At 72.5% G+C, this 26,189-nt stretch carries 19 protein-coding genes and 1 other RNA gene; 14 read left to right on the top strand and 6 right to left on the bottom strand.

Annotated elements, in window-relative coordinates:
- Positions 1–20: 20 nt before the first annotated feature.
- The gene (locus DEI82_RS07480; protein WP_111036376.1) at positions 21–1,241 is read right to left on the bottom strand and encodes a toxic anion resistance protein; all 1,221 of its coding nucleotides are present in this window, start codon (positions 1,239–1,241) and stop codon (positions 21–23) included.
- 181 nt (positions 1,242–1,422) lie between these two features.
- Positions 1,423–3,621 (bottom strand): glycoside hydrolase family 36 protein, encoded by a 2,199-nt coding sequence (locus DEI82_RS07485; RefSeq protein ID WP_181435140.1) that lies wholly within the window; start codon positions 3,619–3,621, stop codon positions 1,423–1,425.
- A gap of 278 nt (positions 3,622–3,899) precedes the next feature.
- Here DEI82_RS07485 and DEI82_RS07490 point away from each other — a divergent pair, with 278 nt between their 5' ends.
- The 5 genes from DEI82_RS07490 (at position 3,900) to DEI82_RS07510 (ending at position 11,020) form a co-directional block, all read left to right on the top strand.
- A complete protein-coding gene (locus tag DEI82_RS07490) occupies positions 3,900–5,249 on the top strand; it encodes a sugar ABC transporter substrate-binding protein (protein ID WP_111008770.1) in 1,350 nt (449 codons plus the stop codon).
- Positions 5,236–6,207, top strand: a complete 972-nt coding sequence (locus DEI82_RS07495; RefSeq protein ID WP_258370061.1) for a carbohydrate ABC transporter permease — start codon at positions 5,236–5,238, stop codon at positions 6,205–6,207. Before DEI82_RS07490 ends, DEI82_RS07495 begins: the two co-directional genes overlap by 14 nt.
- Entirely contained in the window at positions 6,204–7,169 is a 966-nt protein-coding gene (locus tag DEI82_RS07500) for a carbohydrate ABC transporter permease (protein ID WP_258372001.1), read from the top strand. The genes DEI82_RS07495 and DEI82_RS07500 overlap by 4 nt, the downstream gene beginning before the upstream one ends.
- Positions 7,170–7,200: 31 nt before the next feature.
- Positions 7,201–8,229 carry a LacI family DNA-binding transcriptional regulator gene (locus DEI82_RS07505; RefSeq protein ID WP_111036379.1) on the top strand — a complete coding sequence of 343 codons (1,029 nt, stop codon included), beginning with the start codon at positions 7,201–7,203 and terminating at the stop codon, positions 8,227–8,229.
- 133 nt (positions 8,230–8,362) lie between these two features.
- Positions 8,363–11,020 (top strand): phosphoenolpyruvate carboxylase, encoded by a 2,658-nt coding sequence (locus DEI82_RS07510; RefSeq protein ID WP_111036380.1) that lies wholly within the window; start codon positions 8,363–8,365, stop codon positions 11,018–11,020.
- A 38-nt stretch (positions 11,021–11,058) separates the two neighbouring features.
- Here the strand turns inward: DEI82_RS07510 and DEI82_RS07515 are convergent, their stop codons facing one another.
- Positions 11,059–12,366, bottom strand: a complete 1,308-nt coding sequence (locus DEI82_RS07515) for a PP2C family protein-serine/threonine phosphatase (protein WP_181434643.1) — start codon at positions 12,364–12,366, stop codon at positions 11,059–11,061.
- A gap of 196 nt (positions 12,367–12,562) precedes the next feature.
- Here DEI82_RS07515 and DEI82_RS07520 point away from each other — a divergent pair, with 196 nt between their 5' ends.
- The 5 genes from DEI82_RS07520 (at position 12,563) to rnpB (ending at position 17,521) form a co-directional block, all read left to right on the top strand.
- On the top strand, positions 12,563–14,134 hold the full coding sequence (locus DEI82_RS07520; protein WP_111036382.1) for a protease pro-enzyme activation domain-containing protein: 1,572 nt from the start codon (positions 12,563–12,565) through the stop codon (positions 14,132–14,134).
- 89 nt (positions 14,135–14,223) lie between these two features.
- Positions 14,224–15,318, top strand: a complete 1,095-nt coding sequence (locus DEI82_RS07525; RefSeq protein WP_111036383.1) for a hypothetical protein — start codon at positions 14,224–14,226, stop codon at positions 15,316–15,318.
- 130 nt (positions 15,319–15,448) lie between these two features.
- On the top strand, positions 15,449–16,330 hold the full coding sequence (locus DEI82_RS07530; RefSeq protein WP_111036384.1) for a Nif3-like dinuclear metal center hexameric protein: 882 nt from the start codon (positions 15,449–15,451) through the stop codon (positions 16,328–16,330).
- On the top strand, positions 16,327–17,061 hold the full coding sequence (locus tag DEI82_RS07535) for a zinc ribbon domain-containing protein (protein WP_111008777.1): 735 nt from the start codon (positions 16,327–16,329) through the stop codon (positions 17,059–17,061). The genes DEI82_RS07530 and DEI82_RS07535 overlap by 4 nt, the downstream gene beginning before the upstream one ends.
- A gap of 95 nt (positions 17,062–17,156) precedes the next feature.
- An RNA gene (rnpB, locus tag DEI82_RS07540) (RNase P RNA component class A) lies at positions 17,157–17,521 on the top strand.
- Between the two features lie 152 nt (positions 17,522–17,673).
- Here the strand turns inward: rnpB and ppgK are convergent.
- Positions 17,674–18,426 (bottom strand): polyphosphate--glucose phosphotransferase, encoded by a 753-nt coding sequence (ppgK, locus tag DEI82_RS07545; protein ID WP_111008778.1) that lies wholly within the window; start codon positions 18,424–18,426, stop codon positions 17,674–17,676.
- A gap of 29 nt (positions 18,427–18,455) precedes the next feature.
- Positions 18,456–19,319, bottom strand: coding sequence for a type I methionyl aminopeptidase (gene map / locus DEI82_RS07550; RefSeq protein WP_111036385.1), 864 nt, complete (start codon positions 19,317–19,319; stop codon positions 18,456–18,458).
- A gap of 56 nt (positions 19,320–19,375) precedes the next feature.
- Here map and DEI82_RS07555 point away from each other — a divergent pair, with 56 nt between their 5' ends.
- Together DEI82_RS07555 and DEI82_RS16200 are read left to right on the top strand one after the other, a co-directional pair.
- Positions 19,376–19,561 carry an SPOR domain-containing protein gene (locus DEI82_RS07555; RefSeq protein WP_111012513.1) on the top strand — a complete coding sequence of 62 codons (186 nt, stop codon included), beginning with the start codon at positions 19,376–19,378 and terminating at the stop codon, positions 19,559–19,561.
- Positions 19,562–19,762: 201 nt separating this feature from the next.
- The gene (locus DEI82_RS16200; protein WP_181435141.1) at positions 19,763–19,921 is read left to right on the top strand and encodes a hypothetical protein; all 159 of its coding nucleotides are present in this window, start codon (positions 19,763–19,765) and stop codon (positions 19,919–19,921) included.
- 69 nt (positions 19,922–19,990) lie between these two features.
- Here the strand turns inward: DEI82_RS16200 and DEI82_RS07560 are convergent, their stop codons facing one another.
- Complete coding sequence (locus DEI82_RS07560) at positions 19,991–21,754, bottom strand: NAD+ synthase (RefSeq protein WP_111012836.1); 1,764 nt, start codon at positions 21,752–21,754, stop codon at positions 19,991–19,993.
- A 38-nt stretch (positions 21,755–21,792) separates the two neighbouring features.
- Here DEI82_RS07560 and DEI82_RS07565 point away from each other — a divergent pair, with 38 nt between their 5' ends.
- Positions 21,793–23,130: a glutamine synthetase family protein gene (locus tag DEI82_RS07565; RefSeq protein WP_111008781.1), complete on the top strand. Its 1,338-nt coding sequence runs from the start codon at positions 21,793–21,795 to the stop codon at positions 23,128–23,130.
- Between the two features lie 77 nt (positions 23,131–23,207).
- A complete protein-coding gene (locus DEI82_RS07570; protein WP_111036386.1) occupies positions 23,208–26,168 on the top strand; it encodes a bifunctional [glutamine synthetase] adenylyltransferase/[glutamine synthetase]-adenylyl-L-tyrosine phosphorylase in 2,961 nt (986 codons plus the stop codon).
- Positions 26,169–26,189 lie beyond the last annotated feature (21 nt).

Genomic DNA, 26,189 nt, shown 5'->3' on the forward strand with positions numbered 1-26,189 from the left:
CGCCCGGCCTGCCACGCGCGTCAGGCGGTCCGGCTCGCGTCCTCGGCGTGGGAACGAGCGAGCGCTCCGCGGGCACGCTCGACCTGCGCGCCCAGCGCGTCCACCGTCGTCGCCATGGACTGGACGGCACCCGCTCGGTAGGCGTCGATCGCGTCCATCGTCGCGAACACCTGGTCGAACGCTTGCTGGAGGGTCTCGACGCTGACCCCGGACGACGTCGCCTGCTCGTGCACGGCCGCGGTCTGCTGCCGGAGCAGGTCGCTCGTCCGGCCGATCATCGCGTCGGTCGCCGAGTTGAGCGCGGCGACCTGTTCGAGGACGAGCCGCTGCTGCCCGAGCGCCTGCGCGACGACGATGGCCGTGCGGAGCGCGGCGACGGTGGTCGTCCGTGCGCGGTCGACGCCGCGGATGAGCTCGAGGTTGTTCTTGCGGATGAGGTCGAGCGCCAGGTACCCCTGCACGGACACGGCGATCTGCGTCGCGAGGTCCTGCCGCCGCTGCCGCACGGGGAACAGCGCGTCGGCGACCAGCGCGTCCGCCGCGCGGCCGTCCGAGGCCCGGAGCGCCTCGGCCTTCGCGCTGATCGCGTCGTCGAGGGCGGCCGCCAGCGTGGCGTACTCCGCGAGTCGTCCCATCGTGGCCCACAGCTCCGCCCGCTCCTGCTCGATGGCGGCGTTGTCCCGGCGCAACGAGTCCTGACCGGACACGAGCGCCGTGATGATCGCGTCGAGTTGCTGCTGCGCGGACTCGTACTTGTGGAAGTACCGGGCGATCCGGTTCGCGCCCGGCAACCGACCGAGCAGGCGGCGGGCGCCGGTCAACTCGGCGCGCGCGGGGTCGAGGTCCGTGACGGTCTCGCGGAGGTCCTGCAGCGTCCGGGCCACCGCCGCCTGCGGATCACCCGCCGGGCCCTGGCCCTTCGCGGCGGCGAGCGACGTGGCGGGCCGCTCGAGCATGCGGCTCGACACCTGCGACGCCGAGCGGATGTCCTGTTCGCCCATCCGCACGAGGTCGTCGACCCGCTTCGTGAACTCGGGGCTGCCGGGCTGCTCGGCGGCGAGTGCATCGGCGAAGGCGCGGGCCTTGTCCTGCAGTTCCGACCGCTTGTCGGCCGGGACGGCCACCATGCCGACGGCCTGGTCCGGCTCCACCTCGGGCACGGCGGCCGGCGGCGTGAGCTGGAGTTCCTGCCCGGTCGGCTCCGGCGGGGTCAGCGGTGCGTCGAGGTCGAGTTCGGACATGCGGTGTTCCCCCTCCGGCGACCGGCCGTCGGCGCCCGCGCCCAGCGTAGGGCCGGCGGCGTGGTGTGCGCCGGACGGCTCCCTGAGAAGACGGTCATCGTCCAGGGCCGACGGGCGCAGCGCGATCCGGGCGCGGCGGCCCGCTCCTGGTGGGGCGGCCCGCCGTCGCGGCCGTTCCTCCTCAGACCGTCAACCGGTACATCCGCGCCTGCGCGTTCCCCGCCTCGGTGCCGATCGTCAGCCCGGCGGTGGTGGGCGTGACGGACCAGGGCGCGCCGACGCCGGCGGGCGGGTAGACCTGCTCGACGGTCGGCACGCTGCCACCCAGGTGCGGCAGGGCGAGCTCGACGTCGCCGGCCGCGGCCGGGAGGCGCCACACCACCAGGAGCGTCTCGTCACCGGCGTCGAACGCGACCGACAGCCACTGGTCGTCCCACGTCGGCAGCCCCGTCGGGAACCGGGGGACCGCGCGGGCGAGGGTGTGCTTGGTGGCCTGGTGGGCCTCCACGGCCGCACCGACCAGGGCGAGCTGGTCGTCGTCCATGCCGCTGAGCACGCCCGCGAGGTACAGGCGACCGGCGAGCCCGGCACCCATCGCGAACACGATCTCCTCGTCCGACATCGTCGGCTGCGGGTACGCCCAGTTGCCCGCCTGCTCGGGCAGCACGTGTGCGAGGGCCCCGACGGCGATCGCCGGGTACAGGAGCGGGTCCTGCTGGTCCGAGGTGGACTGCAGCTGCAGGGTGCCGAGCATCGCGGGATCCGAGCGCATGGCCCCGGATCCGCAGTTCTCGATGACCAGGTCCGGGTGGCGGTCGAGCACGTCGCCGAGCCACGCCAGCAGCGCGCGGTCGTGTTCGAGCAGGCCCTGGCCCGCGGACTCGGCACCGACCTCCGTGCCGGCGCCGGGCGTGACGTTGTAGTCGAACTTGAAGTAGCCGATGCCGAACTCGGCGATGAGCCGGTCGACCGCCTCGTCGAGGTGTGCGCGTGCCACCGGGGAGCGCATGTCGAGGAAGTACCGCTGGTGCTCGCGGATCCGTTCGCCGTGCCGTCGGAGGAACGCCTCGTCGGGGAGCGTCTCGGCCGCGGTGCTCGTGACGCCGACCACCTCGGGTTCGAGCCAGACCCCGGGCACCATGCCACGGTCCCGGATGTGGTCGACGACCGCGCCGAAGCCGTCCGGGAACCGCAGGGTGGACGGCCGCCAGTCGCCGACGCTCGCCCACCATCCGGCGGAGTCGTCGTACCAGCCGGCGTCGATGCAGAAGTACTCGGCACCGGCCCGCGCTGCTGCGTCGACGAGCGGCAGGAGCTTCGCCGTGGTCGGGTCGCCCTCGAGGGTGTTCATGTAGTCGTTGAACACCACGGGCAGCGTGTCACCGACGGGGTGCGGTCGTCGGGCCGCGCGTCGATGTGTGGCGAGGTTCCCGAGGGCGTCCTCGAACGACGCCGCGACGGTCACGGTGACGGGCACGGTCGTGAACGTCACGTCGGGCGTCAGGGTGAGCGACCACTGGTGGTCGGCGTCCTCGGGGCCGAGCAGCGCGACGTAGGCACCGTCGTGCGAGCGGTCGCCCTTCGGTGGTCCGTACGGCTCCGGCGCGCGGACCCGGTCCTCGATCGGCACGGCGCCCCGGTTCCAGTCGGGGTCCTCGCCGACCTCCCAGTGCCAGGCGCCGTTGTGCTCGATCTGCCACGCGAGGGTTCGGCCGGTGCTCCGGGCGACGGCGGCACCCGCGGGGTTGTACAGGCCGGACGACCACGTCGAGGTGCTCGTGGCGGCGATGCGGTTCCGGCTCGTCTCGCCGCGCGCCCCGGGGTCGATGGACGGCAGACCGGGAGCGCGGAGCGGGGTGGGCGCCCACCGGTTCTCGGCGGACCACCCGGTGCGCGCCGACCAGATGTCGAGGTCGTCGATGTCCTCGGAGACCACGGCCCCGGTGGCGAGACTCGTGACCGCCCAGAGCGTGAGGGGAGCCGCGCCGTCACGGAGCGACACGGTCGTCGCGGTGCGGACGGCGGGCGCTCCGCCGACGAGCTCGAACCGCGAGGACACGACGAGCCCGTCGGGGTGCTCCTGGCGGATCTCGAGGCACTCGCACCCGGGCCGTCCGTCGGTCGCGGGCTCGGTCGTCGCGACGTGCGTGACGTACCGGAGGCCCGCGCCGAGTTCGGTGCCGTCGAACCGGTAGCTGTTGTTCCGCCGCCCGTACCGGGGCGCGAGCACCTCGACGAGGGGCTGCGTGGGCAGCAGGTCGTCCTGGATCCGCGGCGCCGGAGCGGCCGGACCCGCCAGCGACACGAGCCGGACCGGCCCGTCCTCGTCGGCGGCGAACGTCAGGGTGAGGGATGAGGGTTCCCAGGAGAAGTGCGTCACGGTGCTTCCTCGCATCGGTCGGACGGGTCGGTCAGCGGCGACCGTAGCACCGCGAGAGCGGTTTTGGTAACGTTTACATTCGTTATCATCCCGTTACCGAACGCGCTTGACCGGCTTCCCGGCCGCCGGACATGATCGTCCCCACGTTCCGGAGCCGAGCAGCCCGGGACCCACATCCGGCCCAGGCGGACACCCGTCCGCGGGGCTCCATCGGCGATGGCGCCGGTGGTCCGTCGGCGTGCCCGCCGGCGGTCTCGTCAGGACTCGAGGAGGCGTCCGTGAACGATCAGAAAGCCCAGCCCGGAGACGACGGACGGCTCTCGCGCCGTGGGTTCGTCGGCATGGGCGCGGCCATCGCGGGCGGGGCCCTGCTGTCCCCCCTCGCCGCCGCCGGCGTGCCGTCCGGCGCCGCCGAGGCCGCCGTCCCGAAGAACGTGAAGGCCGACCTCGTCCTGTCGACGTGGGACATCGCCGCGGACCTCGTCACGTACGCGAAGTTCGCCGCGGCGTACAAGAAGACGCACCCCGGGGTGAACATCAAGATCCAGAAGACGCCCGGCGGCGACTTCAACCAGTGGTTCACGACACAGCTCAGCGGTGGGAGCGCGCCCGACATCGTCCGTGTGACGTGGCAGTCGTTCGGCCGGTACGCCGAGAACGGCGGCCTCATCGACCTGTCGAAGTGGGTTCCCGCGCGGTACGGCAAGGGGTTCCAGAAGAGCTTCTGGCAGGCGTCGCTGCTCGACGGCAAGCCGCACGCGATCCCGCAACACACCGACACGTTCGCGACCTACTACCGCAAGGACGTCTTCGCGGCGATCGGCGAGCAGCCCCCGGCGAGCATCGGGCAGGCGTGGTCGCTGTCCGAGTTCCACGACCTGCTCGTCAAGGTCAAGAAGCAGACCGGCAAGTACGGCATGGTCTACGGCTTCGGCGGTCCGAACACGGCCTACCGCTGGCTCCCGTTCCTCTACATGATGGGCGGCCGGTTGCTCGACAACGACCTGAAGAAGCCGATGATCAACACCAAGAAGGGCATCGCCGCGCTCGACTGGTTCCAGGGCCTGTACAACGACGGCCTCATCCCGAAGTCGAACACGATCAAGGCCTCGAACGACGCCTCGACGCTCAACAGCTTCACGACCGGTCAGGTCGGCGTCATGCTCTACGGCGACTGGCTCATGGGGGACGTCGGCAAGGGCCTCGATCAATCGAAGTGGGACGTCACGTACATGCCGAAGGGCAAGAAGGCCGCGTCCGACCTCGGCGGGAACCTGCTCGGCGTCTCGAAGTCGTCGAAGCACCCCGACGTCGCCGCCGACTTCATCAAGTTCGTCTGCAACCAGGCGAACATGGAGTACTTCTGCGAGAACGACCTGTTCCTGCCGATCCGCACCGCGCTCGACGCCGACTCGCTGCACTTCAGGTCCAACAACGACCAGATGAAGACGTTCGTGGAGCAGGTCGCCACGATCCCGACGAACATGGCGAAGATCGAGACGAGCCCGCAGTTCAACCAGATCAACGAGGTGCTCGCCGACCAGCTCGACCTCTGCTTCATCGGGACGCAGACCCCGAAGGAGACGGCGAAGAACATCTCGGACGGGATCAGCCGTGTCGTCGGCTAGCGAGGTCGCCGCGCGCGGGGTGGTCGGGTCGGTCGACGTGCGGCCGTCGTCCCGCACCGGCGGGCGGCCGCCGCGTCGGGGCGGGCGGCGTCGCGTCCCGGTCGCCGTGCCGTGGACCTTCGTCGCCCCGTCGCTGCTCCTCTTCGTCGTGTTCGCGTTCGGACCGATCATCGTGTCCGTCGTGCTGTCGTTCCAGGACGTGCAGACGTTCGGCGGCGGGAGCTGGATCGGTGGGAAGAACTACGCCGACATCCCGAGCGACCCGGTGTTCTGGACGAGCGTGTGGAACACCGTCGTGTTCACGCTCGGCACGGTGCCGACGTCGGCGGCGATCGGGCTGCTGCTCGCCGTGCTCCTCAACCGCAGGCTCCCCGGCCGCGGCGTCATCCGCAGCCTGTACTTCCTGCCGATGGTCGTGTCCGGCGTGGCCGTGTCGCTCGTCATGGCGTGGATCTTCAACGCCGACAACGGGATCGCGAACGCCGCGCTCCAGGCGCTCGGGCTCCCGCGGATCACCTGGTTGTCGTCGCCGCACTGGGCCATGGCCACGGTCATCCTCACGGTGGTCTGGGGACGGATCGGGTTCTGCATGGTGACCTACCTGGCGGCGTTGCAGAACATCAACCCGAGCGTGCTCGAGGCGGCGAGCGTCGACGGTGCCGGCAGTGGCAAGCGCTTCTCGAACATCGTCTGGCCGCTGCTGCGACCCACGACCTACATCCTCGTCGTGCTCAACGTGGTCTTCTCGATCCAGGCGTTCGACGTCATCTACGTGCTCACCGGCGGTGGCCCCGGGTTCTCGACGACCGTGCTCGTGCAGTACATCTTCCGGGCCGCGTTCACGCAGGGGACGATGGGGTACGCGTCCGCCGTCGGCGTGCTCCTCGTGCTGACGCTGCTCCTGCTGACACTGGTGCGCAACGTCCTCGCGCGCCGCACCGAGGAGGACCAGGCATGAGCACCTCGACATCGCGTCCCGTCGAGCGGGTCGGCAGCTCCACCGCCGTTCCCGCCCGTGCCGTCGGACGCTCCACGGCCGGTCGTCCGGGAGGCACGGCACGCGTCGTGCGCACCCGTCCCGACCGCCGCGTACCGATCCAGGACCGGATGACCCCCGCGCGGTGGGTCATCTGGGTGGCGATGGTCCTCGGGGGACTCGTCATGGTGTTCCCGGTCTACTGGGTGTTCGTCACCGCGATCAGCCCGGGCGGCCTCGCCCAGACGTCGGGGTTCTCGCTGTGGCCGCACCGGGTCGACCTCGGGGTGTTCGCCAAGGCGTTCGCGGACCAGCCGGTGCTGACGTGGCTGGTCAACTCGGTGGTCATCGCGGTCGCCGGGGTCGTCATCTCGGTGTTCATCAGCGTGCTCGCCGGGTACGCGTTCGCGAAGTTCTCGTTCCGCGGACGGAACCTGCTGTTCGGCGCGATGCTCGTGACGATCATGGTGCCGATCCAGGTGGTCATGGTGCCCGAGTTCGTCATCATCTCGAAGCTCGGACTCGTCGGCACCCCGTGGGCCGTGATCCTGCCCTCGGCGGCACAGGCCGTCTCGATCTTCATGGCCCGGCAGTACATCCAGGCGATCCCGACCGAGCTCATCGAAGCGGCTCGGGTCGACGGCGCGGGGGAGTTCCGCACCTTCCGGACCGTCGTGCTGCCGGCGTGCGGCCCGCTCGTCGCGGTCCTGACGATCCTGACGTTCGTGTGGCGGTGGAACGACTTCGTCTGGCCGCTCGTCGCCCTGCAGAAGCCGGAGAGCTACACGATCTCCGTGGGCTTGTCCTCGCTGAACGGGTCCTACTCGCACCCGTGGGACGAGATCATGGCGATCACGCTCGTCTCGATGATCCCCGTGATGATCGTGTTCTTCGTCTTCCAGCGGCAGTTCGTGCAGGGCATCGCGGAGTCCGGCATCAAGTGACCGGCGCGTGGTGTCGGGATAGCATCGTCCGATGGTCGAGCGTCCGCCCCGCGCGCCGGGCATCGCGGACGTCGCCCGGATGGCCGGCGTCTCGGTCGCGACCGTCTCCCGCGTCCTCAACGACCCGGGGGTCGTGAGCGAGCGGCGTCGGACCGCCGTGCAGGACGCCATCGTCCGACTGGGCTACCGGCCGAACGAGGCGGCCCGCGCGCTCAAGTCGGGTCGCCAGAAGATGATCGGCGTCATCACCGGGAACACGACCCGGTACGGGTTCGCCTCGGTGCTCCGGGGCATCGAGGAGGCCGCGCGTGAGGGCGACTTCCTCGTCACGATCACGGTCGTCGAGAACGGGGACCCCGACCACGTCCGGTCCGCGGTCGAGCTCGTGCTGTCCCAGCCGTTGTCCGGGATCATCGGCATCGAGTTCGACGAGTTCGTGACGGCGGCACTGGCGCGGATCCCCGCGACCATGCCGACCGCCACCGCGGCGATGGTCGGCACGAACCGGTCGGGCCTGCCCTACGCATGGCTCGACGACGAACTCGGTGCGCGACTGGCGACCGAGCACCTGCTCGCGCTCGGTCACCGCACGGTCCACCATCTCGCCGTCGACTACCCGAACGACATCGGGCACGGCCGGACGTACGGGTACCTGGCCGAGCTCGCCGCCCGCGACGCGCCGGTGCCGCCCGTGGTCGCCACGGACTGGGCCCCGATGAGCGCCCGGGCCGCCGCGATCGAGCATCTCCCGGACGACGCGACCGCCGTGTTCTGCTTCAACGACGAGGTCGCGATGGGCGTGCTCCGGGCGATGGCGGACCAGGGCCGCGCCGTCCCCGGCGACGTCAGCGTGGTCGGGTTCGACGACATGCCCCTCGCCGAGGTGTGGACGCCCGGGCTCACCACCGTCCGGATGGACTTCGCCGGGCTGGGCCGCGCCGCGTTCGAGGTCCTGCGCGCGACGATGGCGGGTGCCCCGCCTCCGACCGCGCGGGCGATCCGGCCCTCCCTCGTGGTCCGCGGCTCGTCGGGCGCACCCCGCGCCGCCGCGCGACCGTGACGCGTTCGACGGTCCCCGCTCGGACGCTCCCGCCGGGCCGACCCGGGCCTCCCGGCGTCACGCGAATCGCGCCCGGCGAGCACGATGTGGTACTCACGTGTGTGCACCCCGCCCATCCCTCGGAGGAACGACGATGACCACGATCGACGGCACGGCCCGCCACGACCGGCCACGCGACGACGTCCGGGGCGAGGTCGACGACGACCTGCGCGGCGACGTCAGCTTCCTCGGGAACCTGCTCGGGCGGGTGCTCCGCGAGACCGGCGGCGAAGCCCTGTTCGCCGACGTGGAGGCCCTCCGCGCCGCCGTGATCGACGCGTACGAGGGCACGGACGACCGGGCCATCGACCGGGCCCAGGAGATCGTCGAGGGCTTCGACCAGGACCGCGCGGAGCAGGTCGCCCGGGCCTTCACCTGTTACTTCCACCTCAGCAACCTCGCCGAGGAGCACCACCGCGTCCGCGTCCTCCGACGCCGTGGTGACGTGGGGGGCACGCCGGGGGACTCGATCGCGGCGACCCTCGCCGGACTGCGTGACGCACTCGGCGAGGACGAGGCGGCCGCCCGCCTGGCGGCCCTCCGGTTCCACCCGGTGCTCACGGCGCACCCGACCGAGGCCCGACGCCGAGCCGTGGCCACGACGATCCGCCGGATCAGCGACCTGCTCGACGCACGGGACGCCGTCCGGAACGCCGTCGACGGTGCCGAGAACGCCCGCCGCCTGCTCGAGGAGGTCGAGACGCTCTGGCGTACCTCGCCCCTCCGGCCCACGCGTCCCACCCCGCTCGACGAGGTCCGCACGGCGATGAGCGTCTTCGACCAGACGCTGTTCGAGATCGTGCCGGCGGTGTACCGGCTGCTCGACGACCGCCTCCTCGGCGACGAAGCCGGGCGCCGTCCGGTGGCCGCCCCGGCGTTCATCCGCCTCGGCAGCTGGATCGGTGGCGACCGCGACGGCAACCCCCACGTCACCGCCGACGTCACGCTCGAGGCGGCCCGGATCCAGTCCGAGCACGTGCTGCTCGGGCTGACCCGCGCCGCGACCCGGATCGCCGACGCGCTGACCCTCGACGACGGCGGCACCCCGCCCACGGCCGACCTCACCGCGCTCGATGACGCCCAGCAGGCGCTCGACGCCGAGGTCGCCGCCCGCATCGCGGTCCGCGCGCCGCAGGAGGTCCACCGCCGCGTGCTCCTGTTCGTCGCGGCCCGCATCGACGCGACCCGGCGCGAGGACGTCCCGCTCGCGTACGCCTCGCCCGAGGACCTGCTCGCCGACCTCCGGACCGTCCAGGGCTCGCTCGCCGCCGCCGGCGCCGAGCGCGCGGCCCACGGCGAGCTCCAGAACCTGATCTGGCAGGTGGAGACCTTCGGCTTCCACCTCGCGGAGCTCGAGGTCCGGCAGCACTCGCAGGTGCATCGAACCGCCCTCGCCGAGGTCCGTGCCGGCGTCGAGCACAGCCCGATGACGGACGAGGTGCTCGCGGTGTTCCGGGCGATCGCGTCCCTGCAGGCGCGGTACGGCGTGCGCGCGGCGTGCCGGTACGTCATCTCGTTCACGCAGTCGTCCGAGGACATCGCCACGGTGTTCGAGCTCGCCGAGGCCGCACTCGGGTCCGCCGAGGCCGCGCCGGTGCTCGACGTCGTCCCGCTCTTCGAGACCTTCGCCGACCTCGACGCGAGCACGCGGATCCTCGACGAGGCCGTCCGCCTGCCCGCGGTCGAACGTCGACTCGCCGCGACCGGGCGCCGGCTCGAGGTGATGCTCGGGTACTCCGACTCGTCGAAGGACGTCGGTCCGGTGTCGGCGACGTTCGCGCTGTACGACGCCCAGGCCCGGATCGCCGCGTGGGCTGCCGACCACGACATCGAGCTGACGCTGTTCCACGGCCGGGGCGGTGCGCTCGGCCGCGGCGGCGGTCCGGCGAACGAGGCCGTGCTCGCGCAGCCGCCGGGGTCGGTCGACGGCCGACTCAAGATCACCGAGCAGGGCGAGGTCATCTTCGCCCAGTACGGCGACAAGACGATCGGCGCGCGGCACCTCGAGCAGATGGCCGCTGCGACCCTGCAGGCGTCCGCGCCCTCGAACGAGTCCGTGACCGCCGCGGCCGCCGATCGCTTCGCGGACGTCGCCGCCACGATGGACCGCGCATCGCGCGCGGCCTTCTTCGACCTCGTCAAGGCGGACGGGTTCGCGCCGTGGTTCGCCACCGTCACGCCGATGGAGGAGATCGGGCTCCTCGCGCTCGGATCCCGGCCGGCCCGTCGCGGCTTGTCGGTCGAGTCCCTCGAGGACCTCCGCGCCATCCCGTGGGTGTTCTCGTGGACCCAGGCGCGCATCAACCTCGCCGGCTGGTACGGCCTCGGGTCGGCGCTGGCCGCGGTCGGCGACGTCGAGCTGCTGCAGGACGCCTACCGGTCCTGGCCGCTGTTCTCGGCGATGATCAAGAACGTCGAGATGTCCCTGGCGAAGACCGACGAGGCGATCGCGAACCGGTACCTCGCGCTCGGCGACCGTCCGGACCTCGCCCGCATGGTCCTCGACGAGATGGCTCTGACGCGCGCCTGGGTGCTCCGGACGAGCGGCTCGTCGGACGTCCTCGAGGACCGGCCCGTCCTGAGCCGCGCCGTCCGCCTGCGGAGCCCGTACGTCGACGCCCTGTCGCTCCTGCAACTCCGGGCGCTCCGTGGCATCCGGACCGCGAGTGACGGCGACCCGCAGGACGCCGACCACCGACTGCTGCTCCTCACCGTGAACGGCGTGGCCGCCGGTCTGCAGAACACGGGTTGATCCCGTCGTCCCCGTGGAGGCGTCCCTCCCGGGCGGGATCAGACGCCGACGGTGATCGCGCTGGTGGGCACGGCGGCCGCGGCGGTCGCGACGGGTTCACGCCGGAGCGCCACGACCGTGACGTCGTCGTCGTGCCCGGCGGTGCGGGCCATCGCGACGAGGGCCTCGACCACGGCGCCCGGCCGCGGATCCCGGCGGGCGATCGCGGCGACCTGGTCGATCGTGTCGAGTCCACCGCCGAACAGGTCGAGCACGCCGTCGCTGAAGGTGACGAGGACGTCCCCGGGCGCGATGGCGATCTCCATCGTCTGCCAGGCGTCGTCGATCCCGAGACCGATCGGCAGGTGCGCGGTGGTCAGGCGCTCGTGGGTCCCGTCCTCGCGGACGACGATCGACAGGCCGTGTCCGGCGTCCGCCCAGCGGAGGACGTCCCCGCTGAACCGGGCGTGGAAGAGCGTCGTGAAGGCCGTCGACTCGCCTCGGTCCGCGACGTCGGTCGAGAGCCCTTCCGAGGCACGCACGATCGCGGCCGCGGGGTCGGGATCACGCCGGGAGCTGCGGACCACGGCCCGCACGGCCGCGGCGATGAGCCCGGCGCCGACGCCCTTGCCCATGACGTCGCCGAGGGTGATCGCGATGCCCTCGTCGGTCCGGTACCAGTCGAAGAAGTCGCCGCCGACCGTGGCCGAGGGCAGACAGGTCCCCGCGACGGAGTAGCCGGGCAGCGAGCAGAGGGGCTGGGGGAGGAGCGAGCGTTGCACCGCGGCGGCGCGGTCGATCTCGTCCGTGACGGCTGCCTCGCGCTCGGCGGCGAGGCGCAGCTGCGTCGCGTGCTGCCGGGCGAACTCGTTGACGACGAGCGCCACGGTCGTGTAGACGACGAGCACGACGACGAGGCGGATGAGCTCGGTGACCCGGCCGCTGCCGCTGATCCCGAAGACGAACGGCGTGAGGATCACGACTGCAGTACCGAGCATCGCGTAGAGGACGTGCCGTCGGCCGTCGGTGGCGGCGAACCACACGACGGGCAGGACCACGAGGGCGGTGAAGATCGACGCCGACGAGCCCGTCGCCCATCGGAGGACGCCGAGCGCCACGAAGTCGACCGCGGGCACGAGGAGCGCGAGGGCACCGAGCCGCTCGCTGCGCGCGGTCACCACGCTCGCCCAGAGCGTGGCGATCGCGGTGAGCACCAGGCTCACCGCGAGTCCGGTGTGGTCCGACACGGCGAGCTGCGGGACGGCGACCGAGAGCACCGCCGCCAGGGCGACCAGCACCGCGATCGGTGCCTGCTTGAGGAACGGTGTCACCGAGTACCGGTGGATGAACCGACGCACGCTGGTCATGGGGGGGTGCCTCCGGTCCGCGTCCACGAGAGTGATCGTGACGACGATAGGTGTCGCGGCTCCCGCTTCCCACCCCCAGAACGGGCACGGCGGCGGATGGGCGCCACGCCGGAGCGGGTCGCCGCTGAGCGGTCCTCGGCGTGCATGCGCCACCCGGGACACGGGCGACGTCATGGGTGCGGAGTAGACCGGTGCCATGACCGACAGCTCGAAGGACCCGCAGCTCGTTCCGCTCGCCGGCAGCGAGCGTCCGTCCGCCCCCGGCGTCCGCGCCGCGGCGGCCCTCCCGCCCGACTCCCCGGTCCAGGCGACCGTGGTGGTGCGGCGCGCGAACCCCGTCGCGCCGCTCGACGGCACCGCCGTCCCGATGGACCGCGCCGCGTTCGTCAGTGCGCACGGGGCGACCGAGGCCGACCTCGACCTCGTCCGCACCACGCTGGAGGCCCTCGACCTGACCGTCCTCAGCGCCGACCCCGCCACGCGTCACGTGCGCGTCGAGGGGACGACCGCGGCGATGGGCCGGGCGTTCGGCACGGACCTCGAGACCGTCACGAGCGACGCGCCCGGCGGTGGCAGTGCCCAGCACCGGCACCGGTCGGGGGGCCTGAGCGTCCCCGCGGCACTCGACGGCGTCGTCGTGGCGGTGCTCGGCCTCGACGACCGCCCGCAGGCGCGGACGCAGTTCCGTTCCGTGCCCGCCGCCGCCCGCGCGACCAGCTACTCGCCCGTCGAGCTCGGCACCGCGTACGCGTTCCCGCCCGACACCGACGGCTCGGGCCAGACGGTGGCGATCATCGAACTCGGCGGCGGGTACGTGCAGTCCGACCTCGACACCTACTTCTCCGGTCTCGGCGTGGGCTCCCCGTCGGTGACCGCCGTGGGTGTCGACGGCGCCGAGAACGTCCCGGGTGGGGATCCGAACGGCGCGGACGGCGAGGTCATGCTCGACGTCGAGGTGGTGGGGGCGCTGGCTCCCGGAGCGGCCATCGTCGTGTACTTCGCCCCGAACACCGACGCCGGCTTCGTCGACGCCGTGGCCGCCGCGGCGCACGCGACTCCGACCCCGACGGCCATGAGCATCAGCTGGGGACAGAGCGAGGACGCCTGGACCGCCCAGGCCCGCTCCGCGCTCGACGACGCCGTGGTCGACGCGGTGTCCCTCGGGGTCACCGTGACCGCGGCCGCGGGCGACAACGGCAGCACCGACGGGCAGTCGGACGGCGGGCAGCACGTGGACTTCCCGGCGTCGAGCCCGCACGTCCTCGCCTGCGGCGGGACCCGGCTCGAGGCCTCGGGCACGACGATCACCTCCGAGACCGTGTGGAACGACGGCGCGAGCGGTGGCGCCACGGGCGGCGGGGTCAGCGATGCGTTCCCGCTGCCGGCCTGGCAGCAGGGCGTCGGCGTGCCGGGCACCGCCGGGTCATCGGGCGGCCGAGGCGTCCCCGACGTCGCCGCGGTCGCCGATCCCCAGACCGGGTACGAGGTCCTCGTCGACGGCAACCGCACCGTCATCGGCGGCACGAGCGCGGTCGCTCCGCTGTGGGCCGCGCTGATCGCCCGGATCGTCCAGTCGGCCGGGCGGCCGCTCGGGCTCGCGCAGCCGGTGCTGTACAGCGCGGCGTCGACCTTCCGCGACGTCACGTCGGGGTCGAACGGCGCCTTCGCGGCGGCTCCCGGGTGGGACGCCTGCACCGGGCTCGGGTCCCCGGACGGCGCTGCATTGCTCGGAGCCGTGGCCGCGGGCAGCGGTGGCGCCGGCGCGTGACGTCTCCGGACGACACCGCGGCCCCGCTCGGAACGCGACACACCGCCGATCATCCGGGTTCCTCCGCTCCTCGTGCCTACGATTCGGCCATGGAGACCCAGTCCGGAGCACGTCCCGCCCTCGTCGACCCGTTCGGCCGCGAGGTCGAGGCGTGGCTCCGGGACGTGCCGGCGGTCCACGCCCCGTACGTCCCGGACCTCGTCGTGCCGCCGGTGACCGGGCCCGTCGCACTCCCCACCGAGACCGACACGGCGGCCGCTCCGGACGCGGGCGGCACGGACGCGGGCGGTCCGGAGACGGCGGCCGAACCCGTCGCCGCTGCGGCCGTCGTCGCCGAGCCCGTGCGGGCACTCGAGGTCGCTCCGCTGGACGACCCGGCACCCGCCACGCTCGTGGACCCCGCGCCCGCCGCCTTCCGCCGTGATCGCGGACGGCACGCCTCCGCCTGCGCCCCGACGTTCCCCGAGCCCCCGGCCCGGATCTCGCTCCGGATCGGGGACCTCGCCGTCGAGCTCGCGACCGCGACCGGCCGGAGCACCGTGGAGCGCATCTCCCTGCTCGAGGAAGAACTGCGCCGCCGCGACGAGGACCGCGCGCGCTTCGCCGCATGGGAGGCCCGGATCGCCCGGTCCTCCGACCCCGAGGTCGCCGCCGCCCGGGCCTGGGCCACCGAGGTCTTCGCGGACCTCCTCGCCGCCGCCGTGGTCGCCCGACCAGCCCGCACCGCCGTCTCGCCCCGGGCCACCACCACGCCGGCCCGGGGCGACGCACTCCCCGCCCTGCAGTCCGTCCTCGCCGACGCCCTCGACCGCGAGGACGTCGACGTCGAGTCCGCCAGCGCGCCGGTCGCTCCGGTGGCCGCGGTGACGCGTCCGACGCCGCTCGTGCCGCCCGCCACGGGCCCGAGCGCGATCGACCACGAGGCCTTCGTCGCCGCGTTGCGCGCCCACACGGGTGCCGACGCCGGTGCGGCGACCGCGTTCCCGCTCGGTCCGGTCCGGTCCGGGTCCGACACCGCGGTCGAGGCATCTGCCGGGCCGCTCGCGGGCACCGACACCGACGAGCAGCACCGTTCCGACGTGGCGGCACCGGGGGAGCCCGTGCCGTCCGACGTGGCGGCGACCACGCCGAGCTGGTGGGCACGCGTCGTCGCCCGCGTGCTGCGGGTCCTCCGCCGCGCCTGACGTGCCGCTGGGGGCTGTCCTGCCGCGGGGGGCTGTCCTGCCGCTCGGCGCTGACGTGCCGCTCGGGGCTGACCTGCCGCTCGGGGCTGACGTGCCGCTCGGGGCCGACGGCCCTCGGTAGACTGGGCCGATGCCGACCCTCCGCGCCGTCCTCGCCGCCGCCGAGGCCCTCTGGCCCGCCGACGGTGCCGAGTCGTGGGACGCCGTCGGACTCGTGTCGGGCGACCCCGATGCCGAGGTCCGTCACGTGCACCTCACCGTCGACGCCGTCCCCGAGGTCGCGCGAGAGGCCGTCGCGCTCGGCGCCGATCTGCTCGTCGCGCACCACCCGTTGCTCCTGCGTGGTGTGACCACGATCGCCGAGACCACGTACAAGGGGTCGGTCCTCGCCACCCTCGTGCGCGGCGGCTGCGCGCTCCTCGCCGCGCACACGAACGCCGACGTCGTGACGACCGGGACCTCCGCGGTGCTCGCCGACCGCCTCGGCCTCGTCGAGCAGCGCCCGATCGAACCGGGCGCCCGACCGGGGACCGGGATCGGCCGGGTGGGCGTCCTCGCCGCCCCGATGACGCTCGGGGCGCTCGCGCGGCACCTCGTCGACGTCCTGCCCGCCACGGCGTCGGGTGTCCGCGTGTCGGGCGAGCACGACCGCCCGGTCCGGACCGTCGCACTCTGCGCGGGTGCCGGCGACTCCCTGCTCGGTGCTCCCGAGGTCCTCGCCGCCGACGTCTACGTCACGAGCGACCTCCGGCACCACCCCGCGTCGGAGTTCCGGGAGCGCGCGATGCTGTCGGACGGTCCGGCACTCGTCGACACGTCGCACTGGGCCACGGAGTGGCTCTGGCTCGACGTCGCCGCCGCGCAGCTCGCCGACGCCACGGGCGTCCGGGTGACCGTGAGCGACATCCGAACCGACCCCTGGGACTTCGCCGTCCTCCCGTCGTCCGCCCCGCATGCCGACGGGACCGACGAGGGGCCCCAGCCGACCGACCCGGAAGGAGCCGCCGCGTGAAGGCAGCCCCGGAGGCACAACTCCTCCTCCTCGATCTCCAGCGCATCGACAACGACGTGACCCGCATCGGCCACCGCATCACCGGACTCCGCAAGGGCGAGCACCTCGCGGAGCTCGGTCGGCGTGCGGCGGTGCTCCGCAGCGACCTCGCCGCGGCGACCGGCAGCGTGGAGGACGCCGAGCGCGAGCTCGCGCGCCTCGAGTCCGACACGGCAACGGCACAGGCCCGCATCGACCGCGACACCACCTTGCTCCAGGCGGCGAAGAACGCGAAGGACGCCGCCGGGCTCGAGAGCGAACTCGCCAGCCTCACCCGGCGCATCAACGACCTCGAGACCACGGAGCTCGAGGTCATGGAACGGCTCGAGGTCGCGCAGGCCCGCCTCGGCGACGTCCAGGCGCAGCTCGCCGAGATCGACGGCGAGCACGACCGGCTGCTCCACGAGCGGGAGGCCCAGGTGGCCTCGCTCGAGCAGGACCTCGGTCACGTGCGGGCGAACCGCGAGACCGTCGCCGCGCGCGTCCCCGCGGACCTCCTCGCGCTGTACGAGCGGCAGCGGGCGCGGTACGGCTTCGGCGCGAGTCTGCTCCAGGGTGGGGTCTCGACCGCGTCCGGTGTGTCGCTCACGGCCTCGGACCTCCAGACCGTCCGCGCGGCCGCGCCGGACGAGGTCCTGCTCTGCCCGGACAGTGACGCGATCCTCGTGCGGACGGCCGAGTCCGGGCTCTGACCACCCGGTGCGATCGCCGCGGTGGCCGTGCTGATGGCCGTCCGAGCGGCGACGACTGCGATCTCGGCGATCGGGCCGGTAGGCTGGACGCGCGAATGGGTCGGTGAGACGGTCGCGTCACCCCTCGGGGTGCCGAGGAACGTCCGGGCTCCACAGAGCAGGGCGGTGGGCAACACCCACCCGGGGCAACCCGCGAGACAGTGCCACAGAGAACAGACCGCCGTCGGGGCGACCCGGCGGTGAGGGTGAAACGGTGGTGTAAGAGACCACCAGGGATCCGGGTGACCGGATCTGCTCGGTAAACCTCGCCCGGAGCAAGGTCAGACAGAGGACGACGAAGCTGCTCGCTGAGTCCTCGGGTGGACCGCTGGAGGCCGACGGCGACGTCGGTCCGAGATAGATGGCCGTCACCGCCGCGCGAGCGGCGGGACAGAACCCGGCGTACGGCCGGCCCATTCGCACCGACGTCGGCAACGGCCGCCGAACCGGTACCTTCCGGTTGAACACCGGCATGCCGCGGTTCCGCCGGAAGCAACCGGTTCAACGGGGCGGGACGCGGCAGGACCGACGGACGGGAGGGGCGGTGCCAGGCGGCGCCGCCCCTCCCGACCGTCACTCCTTGCTGTCCGCCGCCAGCTTCGCGGCCCCGATGATCCCCGCGTTGTTGCGGAGCGTCGCGGGGATGATCTTCGCCTGGAGGTCGAGCAGGGGCAGGAACTCCTCGTGCTGCTTCGAGATGCCGCCGCCGACGACGAACAGCTCGGGGGACAGGTACGCCTCGAGGTGGGAGTAGTACTTCTGCAGGCGCTTGGCCCAGTGTTTCCAGGAGAGGTCGTCGCGCTCCTTCGCCGCGTACGACGCCTTCGTCTCGTAGTCGACGCCGTCGATCTCGATGTGGCCGAGCTCGGCGTTGACGATGAGCACCCCGTCGTTGATGAGGGCCGTGCCGATGCCGGTGCCGAGCGTCGTCATGATGACGAGGCCGTCGACGCCCTTCGCCGCACCGAACTGCTGCTCGGCGAACCCCGCTGCGTCGGCGTCGTTGACGAAGTGGATCTGCCGCCCGAGCCGCTTCTCGAACAGCTCCTCGGCCGGGAAGCCGATCCACTTCTTCGACACGTTGGCCGCGGACATGGTCCGGCCGTCCTTCACCACGGCGGGGAAGCAGATGCCGATCGGCTCGTCGTTCGTCATGCCGAGCTCGTTGATGATCTCGACGACGACCTCGGCGATGTCGTCCGGCTTGCCGCCCTCGGGCGTGGCCTTCTTGATCCGGTCGCTCGTGAGCGCGCCGGACTCGACGTCGACGATCGCGCCCTTGATGCCGGTTCCGCCGATGTCGACGCCGACCGCGAGTTGTGCCATGGGGGGAGTGCCTTCCGGTGCTGGTGGGTTCAGGAAACGGTGAGGAGCTCGGCACCGCGTTCGGTGACGACGAGGGTCTGTTCGAACTGTGCCGTCCAGGACTTGTCGCGGGTCGAGACCGTCCAGTCGTCGGGCCAGATGTCCGCGTCGATGCCACCGAGGGTGAGCATCGGTTCGATCGTGAACACCATGCCGGGCTCGATGACGGTGTCGTACTGCGGGGCGTCGTAGTGGGGGATGATGAGCCCGGAGTGGAACGCCCGCCCGACGCCGTGGCCCGTGTAATCGCGGACGACGCCGTACCCGAAGCGCTTGGCGTAGGACTCGATCGCCCGCCCGATGACGTTCACCTGGCGTCCGGGAGCGACGGCGCGGATGCCACGGCGCATGGCTTCCTCGGTCCGGGTGACGAGGTCCTGGACCTCCTGGCTCGCGGTGCCGACGACGAAGGTCCGGTTCGTGTCCCCGTGGACGCCGCCCTTGTACGCCGTGATGTCGATGTTCACGATGTCGCCGTCCTGCAGCACCGTGTCGTCCGGGATGCCGTGGCAGATGACCTCGTTGACGCTGGAGCAGAGCGACTTCGGGAACCCGCGGTAGCCGAGCGTCGACGGGTAGGCGCCGCGCGCGACGATGAACTCGTGGCCGACCCGGTCGAGCTCGTCGGTGGTCACCCCCGGGCGGATGGCGGCGGCGACCGCGTCGATGGCCTGCGACGCGATGCGGCCCGCGGTCCGGATCCGCTCGACCTCGTCGGGCGTGTACGTGTCGCCCAGGCCGTGCTCGTGCGGTTCGACGTGGCCCACGTACTCCGGTCGGGCGATGTCCGCGGGGACGGGGCGGGTGGGACTGATGCGGCCGGCAGTGAGGTGTCCGTGTTCGTCCCGGGGCATGCTGCCGAGTCTATCCGGCGGTCACGGGCCGGATCCTCGCGCGTACGCTCGCGGTCATGAGCGACGAACGGATCGAGTCCCAGTTCTGGTTCAACACCACCACGCACCAGGTCGAACAGGGCATGCAGTCCCCGAACCGCGACCGCATCGGGCCCTTCGACACGCGCGAGGAGGCGCAGGCGGCACTCGAGCGTGTCCGTGCGAACAACGCACGGTGGGACCAGGAGGACGCGCAGGGCTGACCGTCCCGCCGCCGCCGCGCCGATGTCCGGTTCGCGCGAGCGGAGGTCCGATGTGCGCAGGACCTCGTCCGGCTCGCGCAGTCCGATCGCGTCGCGACCCCGCCGGACGTAGCGTCGGAACGGGCGGGGAGGCTGACCACGGCGACCCACCGACGCCAGCATCCGGTCCGGTGTCCTCGCTCCGTCGAGAGGAGGCACCAGATGAGCCTGTACGAGTCCCAGTCCGGCGTGGAGCCGGCCCGCATCGCCACCTACCGCCGGCTCCGGCAGCAATGGCGCCGCGGCACGCTGACGAGCAGCGGTGGCCCACGGTACGAGGACTTCTTCAGCGACGACCCGTCGTCGCTGGTCGATCGCTAGCCGACACGAGGAACGGCCCGGCACCCATGGGGTGCCGGGCCGTTCGTCATCCGGCCGGGAGGCCCGGCCTCAGCGGTACTGCTGCGGCCGGTACGTGATCGGCAGACGACGGTCGCGTCCGAACGCCATGCCCGAGATCTTCGGGCCGATGGCACCCTGCCGGCGCTTCCACTCGGAGCGGTCGACCAGCCGGGTCACCTCGGCCACCGTGTCGGGGTCGTGACCCTCCGCCACGATGTCGGCGGCACCCAGGGCCCGGGTGATGTACCCGTCCAGGATGCTGTCGAGCACCTCGTACGGCGGGAGCGAGTCCTCGTCCTTCTGGTCGGGACGGAGCTCGGCGGATGGCGGTTTGGTGATCGAGTTCTCGGGGATCGGCTCGGTCTCGCCCCGTCCCGCGGCGAACCGGTTGCGCCACGTGGCGAGTTCCCACACGAGGGTCTTGGGGACGTCCTTGATCGGTGCGAAGCCGCCGACCGAGTCACCGTAGATGGTGGAGTACCCGACCGACAGCTCGGTCTTGTTCCCGGTCGTGAGCACCAGGTGACCATCGAGGTTCGACAGCCCCATGAGCACGAGCGCCCGGGCGCGGGCCTGGATGTTCTCCGCGGCGAGCCCGGTCAGGTGGAGCTGGTCCTCGAAGGGGCGTACGAGGTCGGCGATCGCCTCGGTCCGGTAGTGCAGGCCGAGGCGTTCGGCGACGTCGTCGGCGTCCGAGCGGGAGTGCTCCGACGACCACTGCGACGGCATCGAGACGCCGTACACGCGGTCGGGGCCGAGGGCGTCGACCGCGATCGCCGCGCACACCGCCGAGTCGATCCCACCGGACAGGCCGAGGACGACCGAACGGAAGCCGTTCTTCTCGACGTAGTCGCGGGTGCCGAGGACGAGCGCGTTCCAGATCTCCTCGAGGTCGTCACGGGGTTCGGCGACGTCGCGGGGGAGTGCCGGGCGTTGGCCGTCCAGCGCCATGCTCCCGGGGGTGGTGTCCGGGGTGTCGAGGAGGACCCGGTGGACGTCCTCGGTCACGACCGGGTCGGTCGCCGGTGCGGGGTCGAGGTCGACGAGGAGCAGGTGCTCCCGGAACTGCGGGGCGCGGGCGAGGACCGTCCCCGCTTCGTCGACGACGAGGCTGTCCCCGTCGAAGACCAGGTCGTCCTGGCCGCCCACGATGTTGACGTAGGCGACGATCGTGTCGGACTCCGTGGCCCGCCGGGTGACGAGCGGGAGGCGGACCTCGTCCTTGTCCGCGATCCACGGGGAGGCGTTGACGACGAGGAGCAAGCCGGCGTCGGCGGCGAGCACCCGGGCGACCGGACCGCCCTCGCGCCACAGGTCCTCGCAGATGATGATCGCGACGTCGACGTCGGCGATGCGCGCGACCAGCAGGTCGTCGCCCGGGATGAACACCCGGTACTCGTCGAACACCGAGTAGTTCGGCAGGTGGTACTTGGCGGTCGTGGCGATGACCCGCCCGTGCTGGAGCACGCTCGCGCAGTTCTGGGCGATGGCGCTCGGCGCGGTGGTGACGTCCACCGAGCGGGGCTCGAACGGGCCGTCCGGGTGGCCGACGACGACGGCGACGTCCCCGAGGCCCTGGTCGGCGAGCCGGCGTGCGAGGGTCTCCACGGCCTCCCGGGCGGCGCGGAGGAACGACGGGCGCGAGGCGAGGTCCTCGATGGGGTACCCGGAGATCGCCATCTCGCCGAAGGCGACGAGGTCCGCGCCCTGCTCGGCGGCCGATCGCGTGGCCGTGATGATGCCTGCCGCGTTGCGCTCGAACGCCCCGACGACCGGGTTCGTCTGTGCGAGCGCCAAGCGGAGTCGGGGCATGGCCACTACCCTAGTGACGACCATCAGAAAGGGCGTGCATGGACAAGCAGACGGACTTCGTGCTCCGCACCATCGAGGAGCGCGGCATCAAGTTCATCCGACTCTGGTTCACCGACGTCATCGGCACGCTCAAGTCCGTCGCGATCGCCCCCGCCGAGGTCGAGGGTGCGTTCGCCGAGGGCATCGGGTTCGACGGCTCCGCGATCGAGGGCCTCACCCGCTCGTACGAGGCCGACGTGCTCGCGCACCCGGACCCCTCGACGTTCCAGATCCTGCCCTGGCGCGGCGAGGTCGACCCGACCGCCCGCATGTTCTGTGACATCACGACCCCGGACGGGCAGCCCGCGGTGGCCGATCCGCGCAACGTCCTCAAGCGCACGCTCGCACGTGCCGGCGAGCGCGGCTTCACCTTCTACACGCACCCCGAGGTCGAGTTCTACCTGCTCAAGAGCCTGGCGCTCACCGACGGCCGCCCGGAGCCCGTCGACCAGGCCGGGTACTTCGACAACGTGCCCGGCGGCAGTGCCCACGACTTCCGGCGTCGTTCGGTGCGCATGCTCGAGGACCTCGGCATCTCGGTGGAGTTCTCCCACCACGAGGCCGGCCCGGGCCAGAACGAGATCGACCTCCGCTACGCGGACGCCCTGACGACCGCCGACAACATCATGACCTTCCGCACCGTCGTGAAAGAGGTCGCGATCGAGCAGGGCGTGTACGCCACGTTCATGCCGAAGCCGCTGTCGGGTCGGCCGGGTTCCGGCATGCACACGCACGTGTCGCTGTTCGAGGGCGACCAGAACGCCTTCTACGAGCCCGGTGGCGAGTACCAGCTGTCGACGATGGGCCGTCAGTTCATCGCGGGGCTGCTCCGACACGCGCCCGAGATCACCGCCGTCACGAACCAGTTCGTCAACTCGTACAAGCGCCTCTGGGGCGGTGACGAGGCTCCGTCCTTCGTGACGTGGGGGCACAACAACCGCTCGGCCCTCGTCCGCGTGCCCCTGTACAAGCCGAACAAGGGGCAGTCGAGCCGGGTGGAGTACCGGGCGATGGACTCCGCCGCCAACCCCTACCTCGCGTTCTCGCTGCTCCTCGCCGCGGGGCTCAAGGGCATCGAGGAGGGCTACGAGCTCCCCGCGGAGGCCGAGGACAACGTGTGGAGCCTCACGGACGCGGAACGCCGTGCGCTCGGCTACAACCAGTTGCCGGCGAGCCTCGACCACGCGCTGAGCCTCATGGAGGACTCGGAGCTCGTCGCCGAGACACTCGGCGAACAGGTGTTCAACTTCGTGCTGCTCAACAAGCGGCAGGAGTGGAAGGCCTACCGCGACCAGGTGACGCCGTTCGAGCTCGAGACGAACCTCGAGCGGCTCTAGCCGGACCGGACCACGAGCGGGTCCGAGCGCACGGTGCTCCGGACCCGGAACCACCGCCGAGCAGGACCAGGAACCGCATGAGCGACACGACGACGACGTCGCGGAGCGTGTTGGCGCGCCTCGGGTTCGCGGACCTCGGGACGGCACAGGAGCGGATCGCGGCCCTCGGCCGTCGGGTTCCCGTCGCCGAGGCCGCGTCGACCTGGGGGGCCACGGCCGACCCCGACGGCGCACTGCTCGCGGTCGAGCGGCTGCTCGACGCCGCGCCGGAGGCCGTCGCCCCCGTGCTCGCCGACCGAGCAGCCACCGAGCGCCTCATCCGCCTCGTCGGGGCGTCGGCGGGGCTGGCGGAGTTCCTCGTCCGTCGGCCCGGGGAACTCGCCCTGCTGCTCGACCCCGTCGCACCGCCGGACGACGCCGACACCTACCGGCAGGCGCTCGAGCGGGCGGTCGACGGCGCGGTCGGCGAGGACGCCCGGGTCCGACTCCGGGTGCGCTACCGCAGCCTCCTGGCCCGCATCGCGCTCCACGACGTCATGCACCCGGACGCGACCGAGGCGTTCCCGGCCGTCGCCGCGGGACTCGCCGACCTCGCTGGCGCCGCCCTCGACGTCGCCGTCGCGATCGCCCGGCGCGAGGTCCCCTTCCCGGAGGGCGACGTCGCCGCGACTCCGCTCGCCGTGATCGGCATGGGCAAGGCCGGCGCCCGCGAGCTCAACTACGTCAGCGACGTCGACGTCATCTTCGTCACCGAGCCCACCGAGGGCGTCGGCACCGACCGCGCGGTCCTCATCGCGACGCGCATCGCGATCGCCGCGACGCACGTCATCACGGACCTCGCAGCGGAACCGCCCCTCTGGGAGGTCGACGCGAACCTCCGCCCCGAGGGCAAGGACGGCGCGCTCGTGCGGACGCTCGACTCGCACGTGGCGTACTACGCCCGGTGGGCCCGCGAGTGGGAGTTCCAGGCACTGCTCAAGGCGCGGCCGATCGCCGGTTCGCGCGACCTCGGCGAGCGGTACGTCGCGGCGGTCGCGCCGTTCGTGTGGGAGTCGTCCGACCGGCCCGGCTTCGTGGAGTCCGTGCAGCGGATGCGCGAACGCGTCACGGCGGCGATCCCGGGCGACCAGGTGGACCGGCAGATCAAGCTCGGACCGGGTGGGCTGCGCGACGTCGAGTTCACGGTGCAGCTCCTCCAGCTCGTGCACGGTCGCACGGACCCGACCGTCCGGCAGCGTGCGACGCTCGATGCGATGGCGGCCCTCACCGATGCCGGGTACGTCGGGCGTCCCGAGGCGGCGCGGTTCGGGCCGGACTACGCGTTCCTCCGGGTCCTCGAGCACCGCATCCAGCTCCGGGGGCTGCGTCGCACGCACCTCATGCCCGCCGACGAGTCCGACCTGCGCGTGTTGGCGCGGTCGACCGGGCTCGCGACGAGCGCCGAGCAGCTGCTCACCCGGTGGCGCTCGGTCAAGCGCGAGGTCCGCGGCCTGCACGAGCGGCTGTTCTACCGACCGCTGCTGTCGGCGGTCGCCGCGACGTCGGCGGACGGCATCGTGCTCACGAGCGACCAGGTGCGGCAGCGCCTCGCGGCGATCGGGTTCGTCGACCCGGACGGCGCGTTCGAGCACATCCGCGCGCTCACGCAGGGGGTGTCGCGACGGGCGACGATCCAGCGCACGCTCCTCCCGGTCCTCCTGCGGTGGATGGCCGAGGGTCCGGCACCGGACCGCGCCCTGCTCGCGTTCCGACGGCTCAGCGACGCGCTGGGGGAGTCGAACTGGTTCCTCCGCATGCTCCGTGACTCGGACGGCGCCGCCTACAGCCTCACCGTCGTGCTGTCGGAGTCCGCGTTCCTGGCCGGTCTGCTCGAGCGGACGCCCGAGGCCGCACGGTGGCTCGACGACCCCGACGAGCTCCTGCGACCGCGTCCACGTGCCGCGCTCGTCGCCGAGGCCGAGGCGACCGTCGCGCGCCACGCGACGGACGACGTGGGCGCCGCCGCGGTCCTCCGCGCTGCCCGTCGGCGCGAGACGCTCCGGCTCGGCATGGCCGCGGTCATCGGGCGGATCCGGGTCGAGGAACTCGGTGAGGCGCTGACGGACGTGTCCGAGGCCATGCTCACGGGCGCGCTCGAGCTCGCGCGCCGGGGGACCGCGCCGGGGCTCGAGTTCGGCATCGTGGCGATGGGCCGGTTCGGCGGCCGCGAACTCGGCTTCGGCTCCGACGCCGACGTCCTGTACGTGTACCGCGCGGACGGCTGGGACCGCGAGGCCGCCGCACGTGCCGCCCGCCGCATCGTGACGCGCCTCGGGACCTGCACCGAGGACGCCCTGTTCCCCTTCGACCTCGACATCGGACTGCGGCCCGAGGGTGTGAACGGCCCGGTCGTCCGGACGCTCGAGTCGTACGCCGCGTACTACGCCCGCTGGTCCCTGACCTGGGAGGCGCAGGCGCTCCTCCGCGCCCGCGGTGCGGTCGGCGACGACGCACTGCTCCGGAACTTCGAGCACCTGGCCGACCTGACGCGGTACCCGGAACACCTCGACGACCGCGAGGTCCGCGAGGTCAAGCGCATCAAGGCGCGCGTGGAGTCGGAGCGGCTGCCTCGCGGCGCGGACCCCGCTCGGCACCTCAAGCTCGGGCGGGGATCACTCAGCGACGTCGAGTGGTTCGTACAGCTCCTCCAGCTCCGGCACGCACTCGCGATCCCCGGGCTCCGGACGACGTCGACCCTGCGGGCACTGCGCGCCGCCGAGCGCGCCGGGCTGGTCACGACGGACGACGCCGAGCGCCTGGCCGACGCGTGGCTCCTGGCATCGCGGGCCCGCAGCGCGCTGGTGCTCTGGACGGGCCGCACGACCGACGTGCTCCCCGTCGAGCGAGCCCAGCTCGAGGGCGTCGCGCGGTTGCTCGGGTACCCGCACGGGTCGGCGTCGCAGCTCGAGGAGGACTACCTCGCGACGACGCGCCGCGCTCGGCAGGTGTTCGAGCGCGAGTTCTACGGAGGACCGGACCGGAGCCCCGTCGAGGGCTGACATTCCTGCGGACGAGAGCCG

The sequence above is a fragment of the Curtobacterium sp. MCBD17_019 genome, assembly GCF_003234555.1.
Lineage (GTDB): Bacteria > Actinomycetota > Actinomycetes > Actinomycetales > Microbacteriaceae > Curtobacterium.

Coding starts and splice junctions, on each gene's coding strand:
- DEI82_RS07480 (WP_111036376.1), bottom strand. CDS start 1,241: ATGTCCGAACTCGACCTCGACGCACCGCTGACCCCGCCGGAGCCGACC.
- DEI82_RS07500 (WP_258372001.1), top strand. CDS start 6,204: ATGAGCACCTCGACATCGCGTCCCGTCGAGCGGGTCGGCAGCTCCACC.
- DEI82_RS07505 (WP_111036379.1), top strand. CDS start 7,201: ATGGTCGAGCGTCCGCCCCGCGCGCCGGGCATCGCGGACGTCGCCCGG.
- DEI82_RS07510 (WP_111036380.1), top strand. CDS start 8,363: ATGACCACGATCGACGGCACGGCCCGCCACGACCGGCCACGCGACGAC.
- DEI82_RS07515 (WP_181434643.1), bottom strand. CDS start 12,366: ATGACCAGCGTGCGTCGGTTCATCCACCGGTACTCGGTGACACCGTTC.
- DEI82_RS07520 (WP_111036382.1), top strand. CDS start 12,563: ATGACCGACAGCTCGAAGGACCCGCAGCTCGTTCCGCTCGCCGGCAGC.
- DEI82_RS07525 (WP_111036383.1), top strand. CDS start 14,224: ATGGAGACCCAGTCCGGAGCACGTCCCGCCCTCGTCGACCCGTTCGGC.
- DEI82_RS07530 (WP_111036384.1), top strand. CDS start 15,449: ATGCCGACCCTCCGCGCCGTCCTCGCCGCCGCCGAGGCCCTCTGGCCC.
- ppgK (WP_111008778.1), bottom strand. CDS start 18,426: ATGGCACAACTCGCGGTCGGCGTCGACATCGGCGGAACCGGCATCAAG.
- map (WP_111036385.1), bottom strand. CDS start 19,319: ATGCCCCGGGACGAACACGGACACCTCACTGCCGGCCGCATCAGTCCC.
- DEI82_RS07555 (WP_111012513.1), top strand. CDS start 19,376: ATGAGCGACGAACGGATCGAGTCCCAGTTCTGGTTCAACACCACCACG.
- DEI82_RS16200 (WP_181435141.1), top strand. CDS start 19,763: ATGAGCCTGTACGAGTCCCAGTCCGGCGTGGAGCCGGCCCGCATCGCC.
- DEI82_RS07560 (WP_111012836.1), bottom strand. CDS start 21,754: ATGCCCCGACTCCGCTTGGCGCTCGCACAGACGAACCCGGTCGTCGGG.
- DEI82_RS07565 (WP_111008781.1), top strand. CDS start 21,793: ATGGACAAGCAGACGGACTTCGTGCTCCGCACCATCGAGGAGCGCGGC.
- DEI82_RS07570 (WP_111036386.1), top strand. CDS start 23,208: ATGAGCGACACGACGACGACGTCGCGGAGCGTGTTGGCGCGCCTCGGG.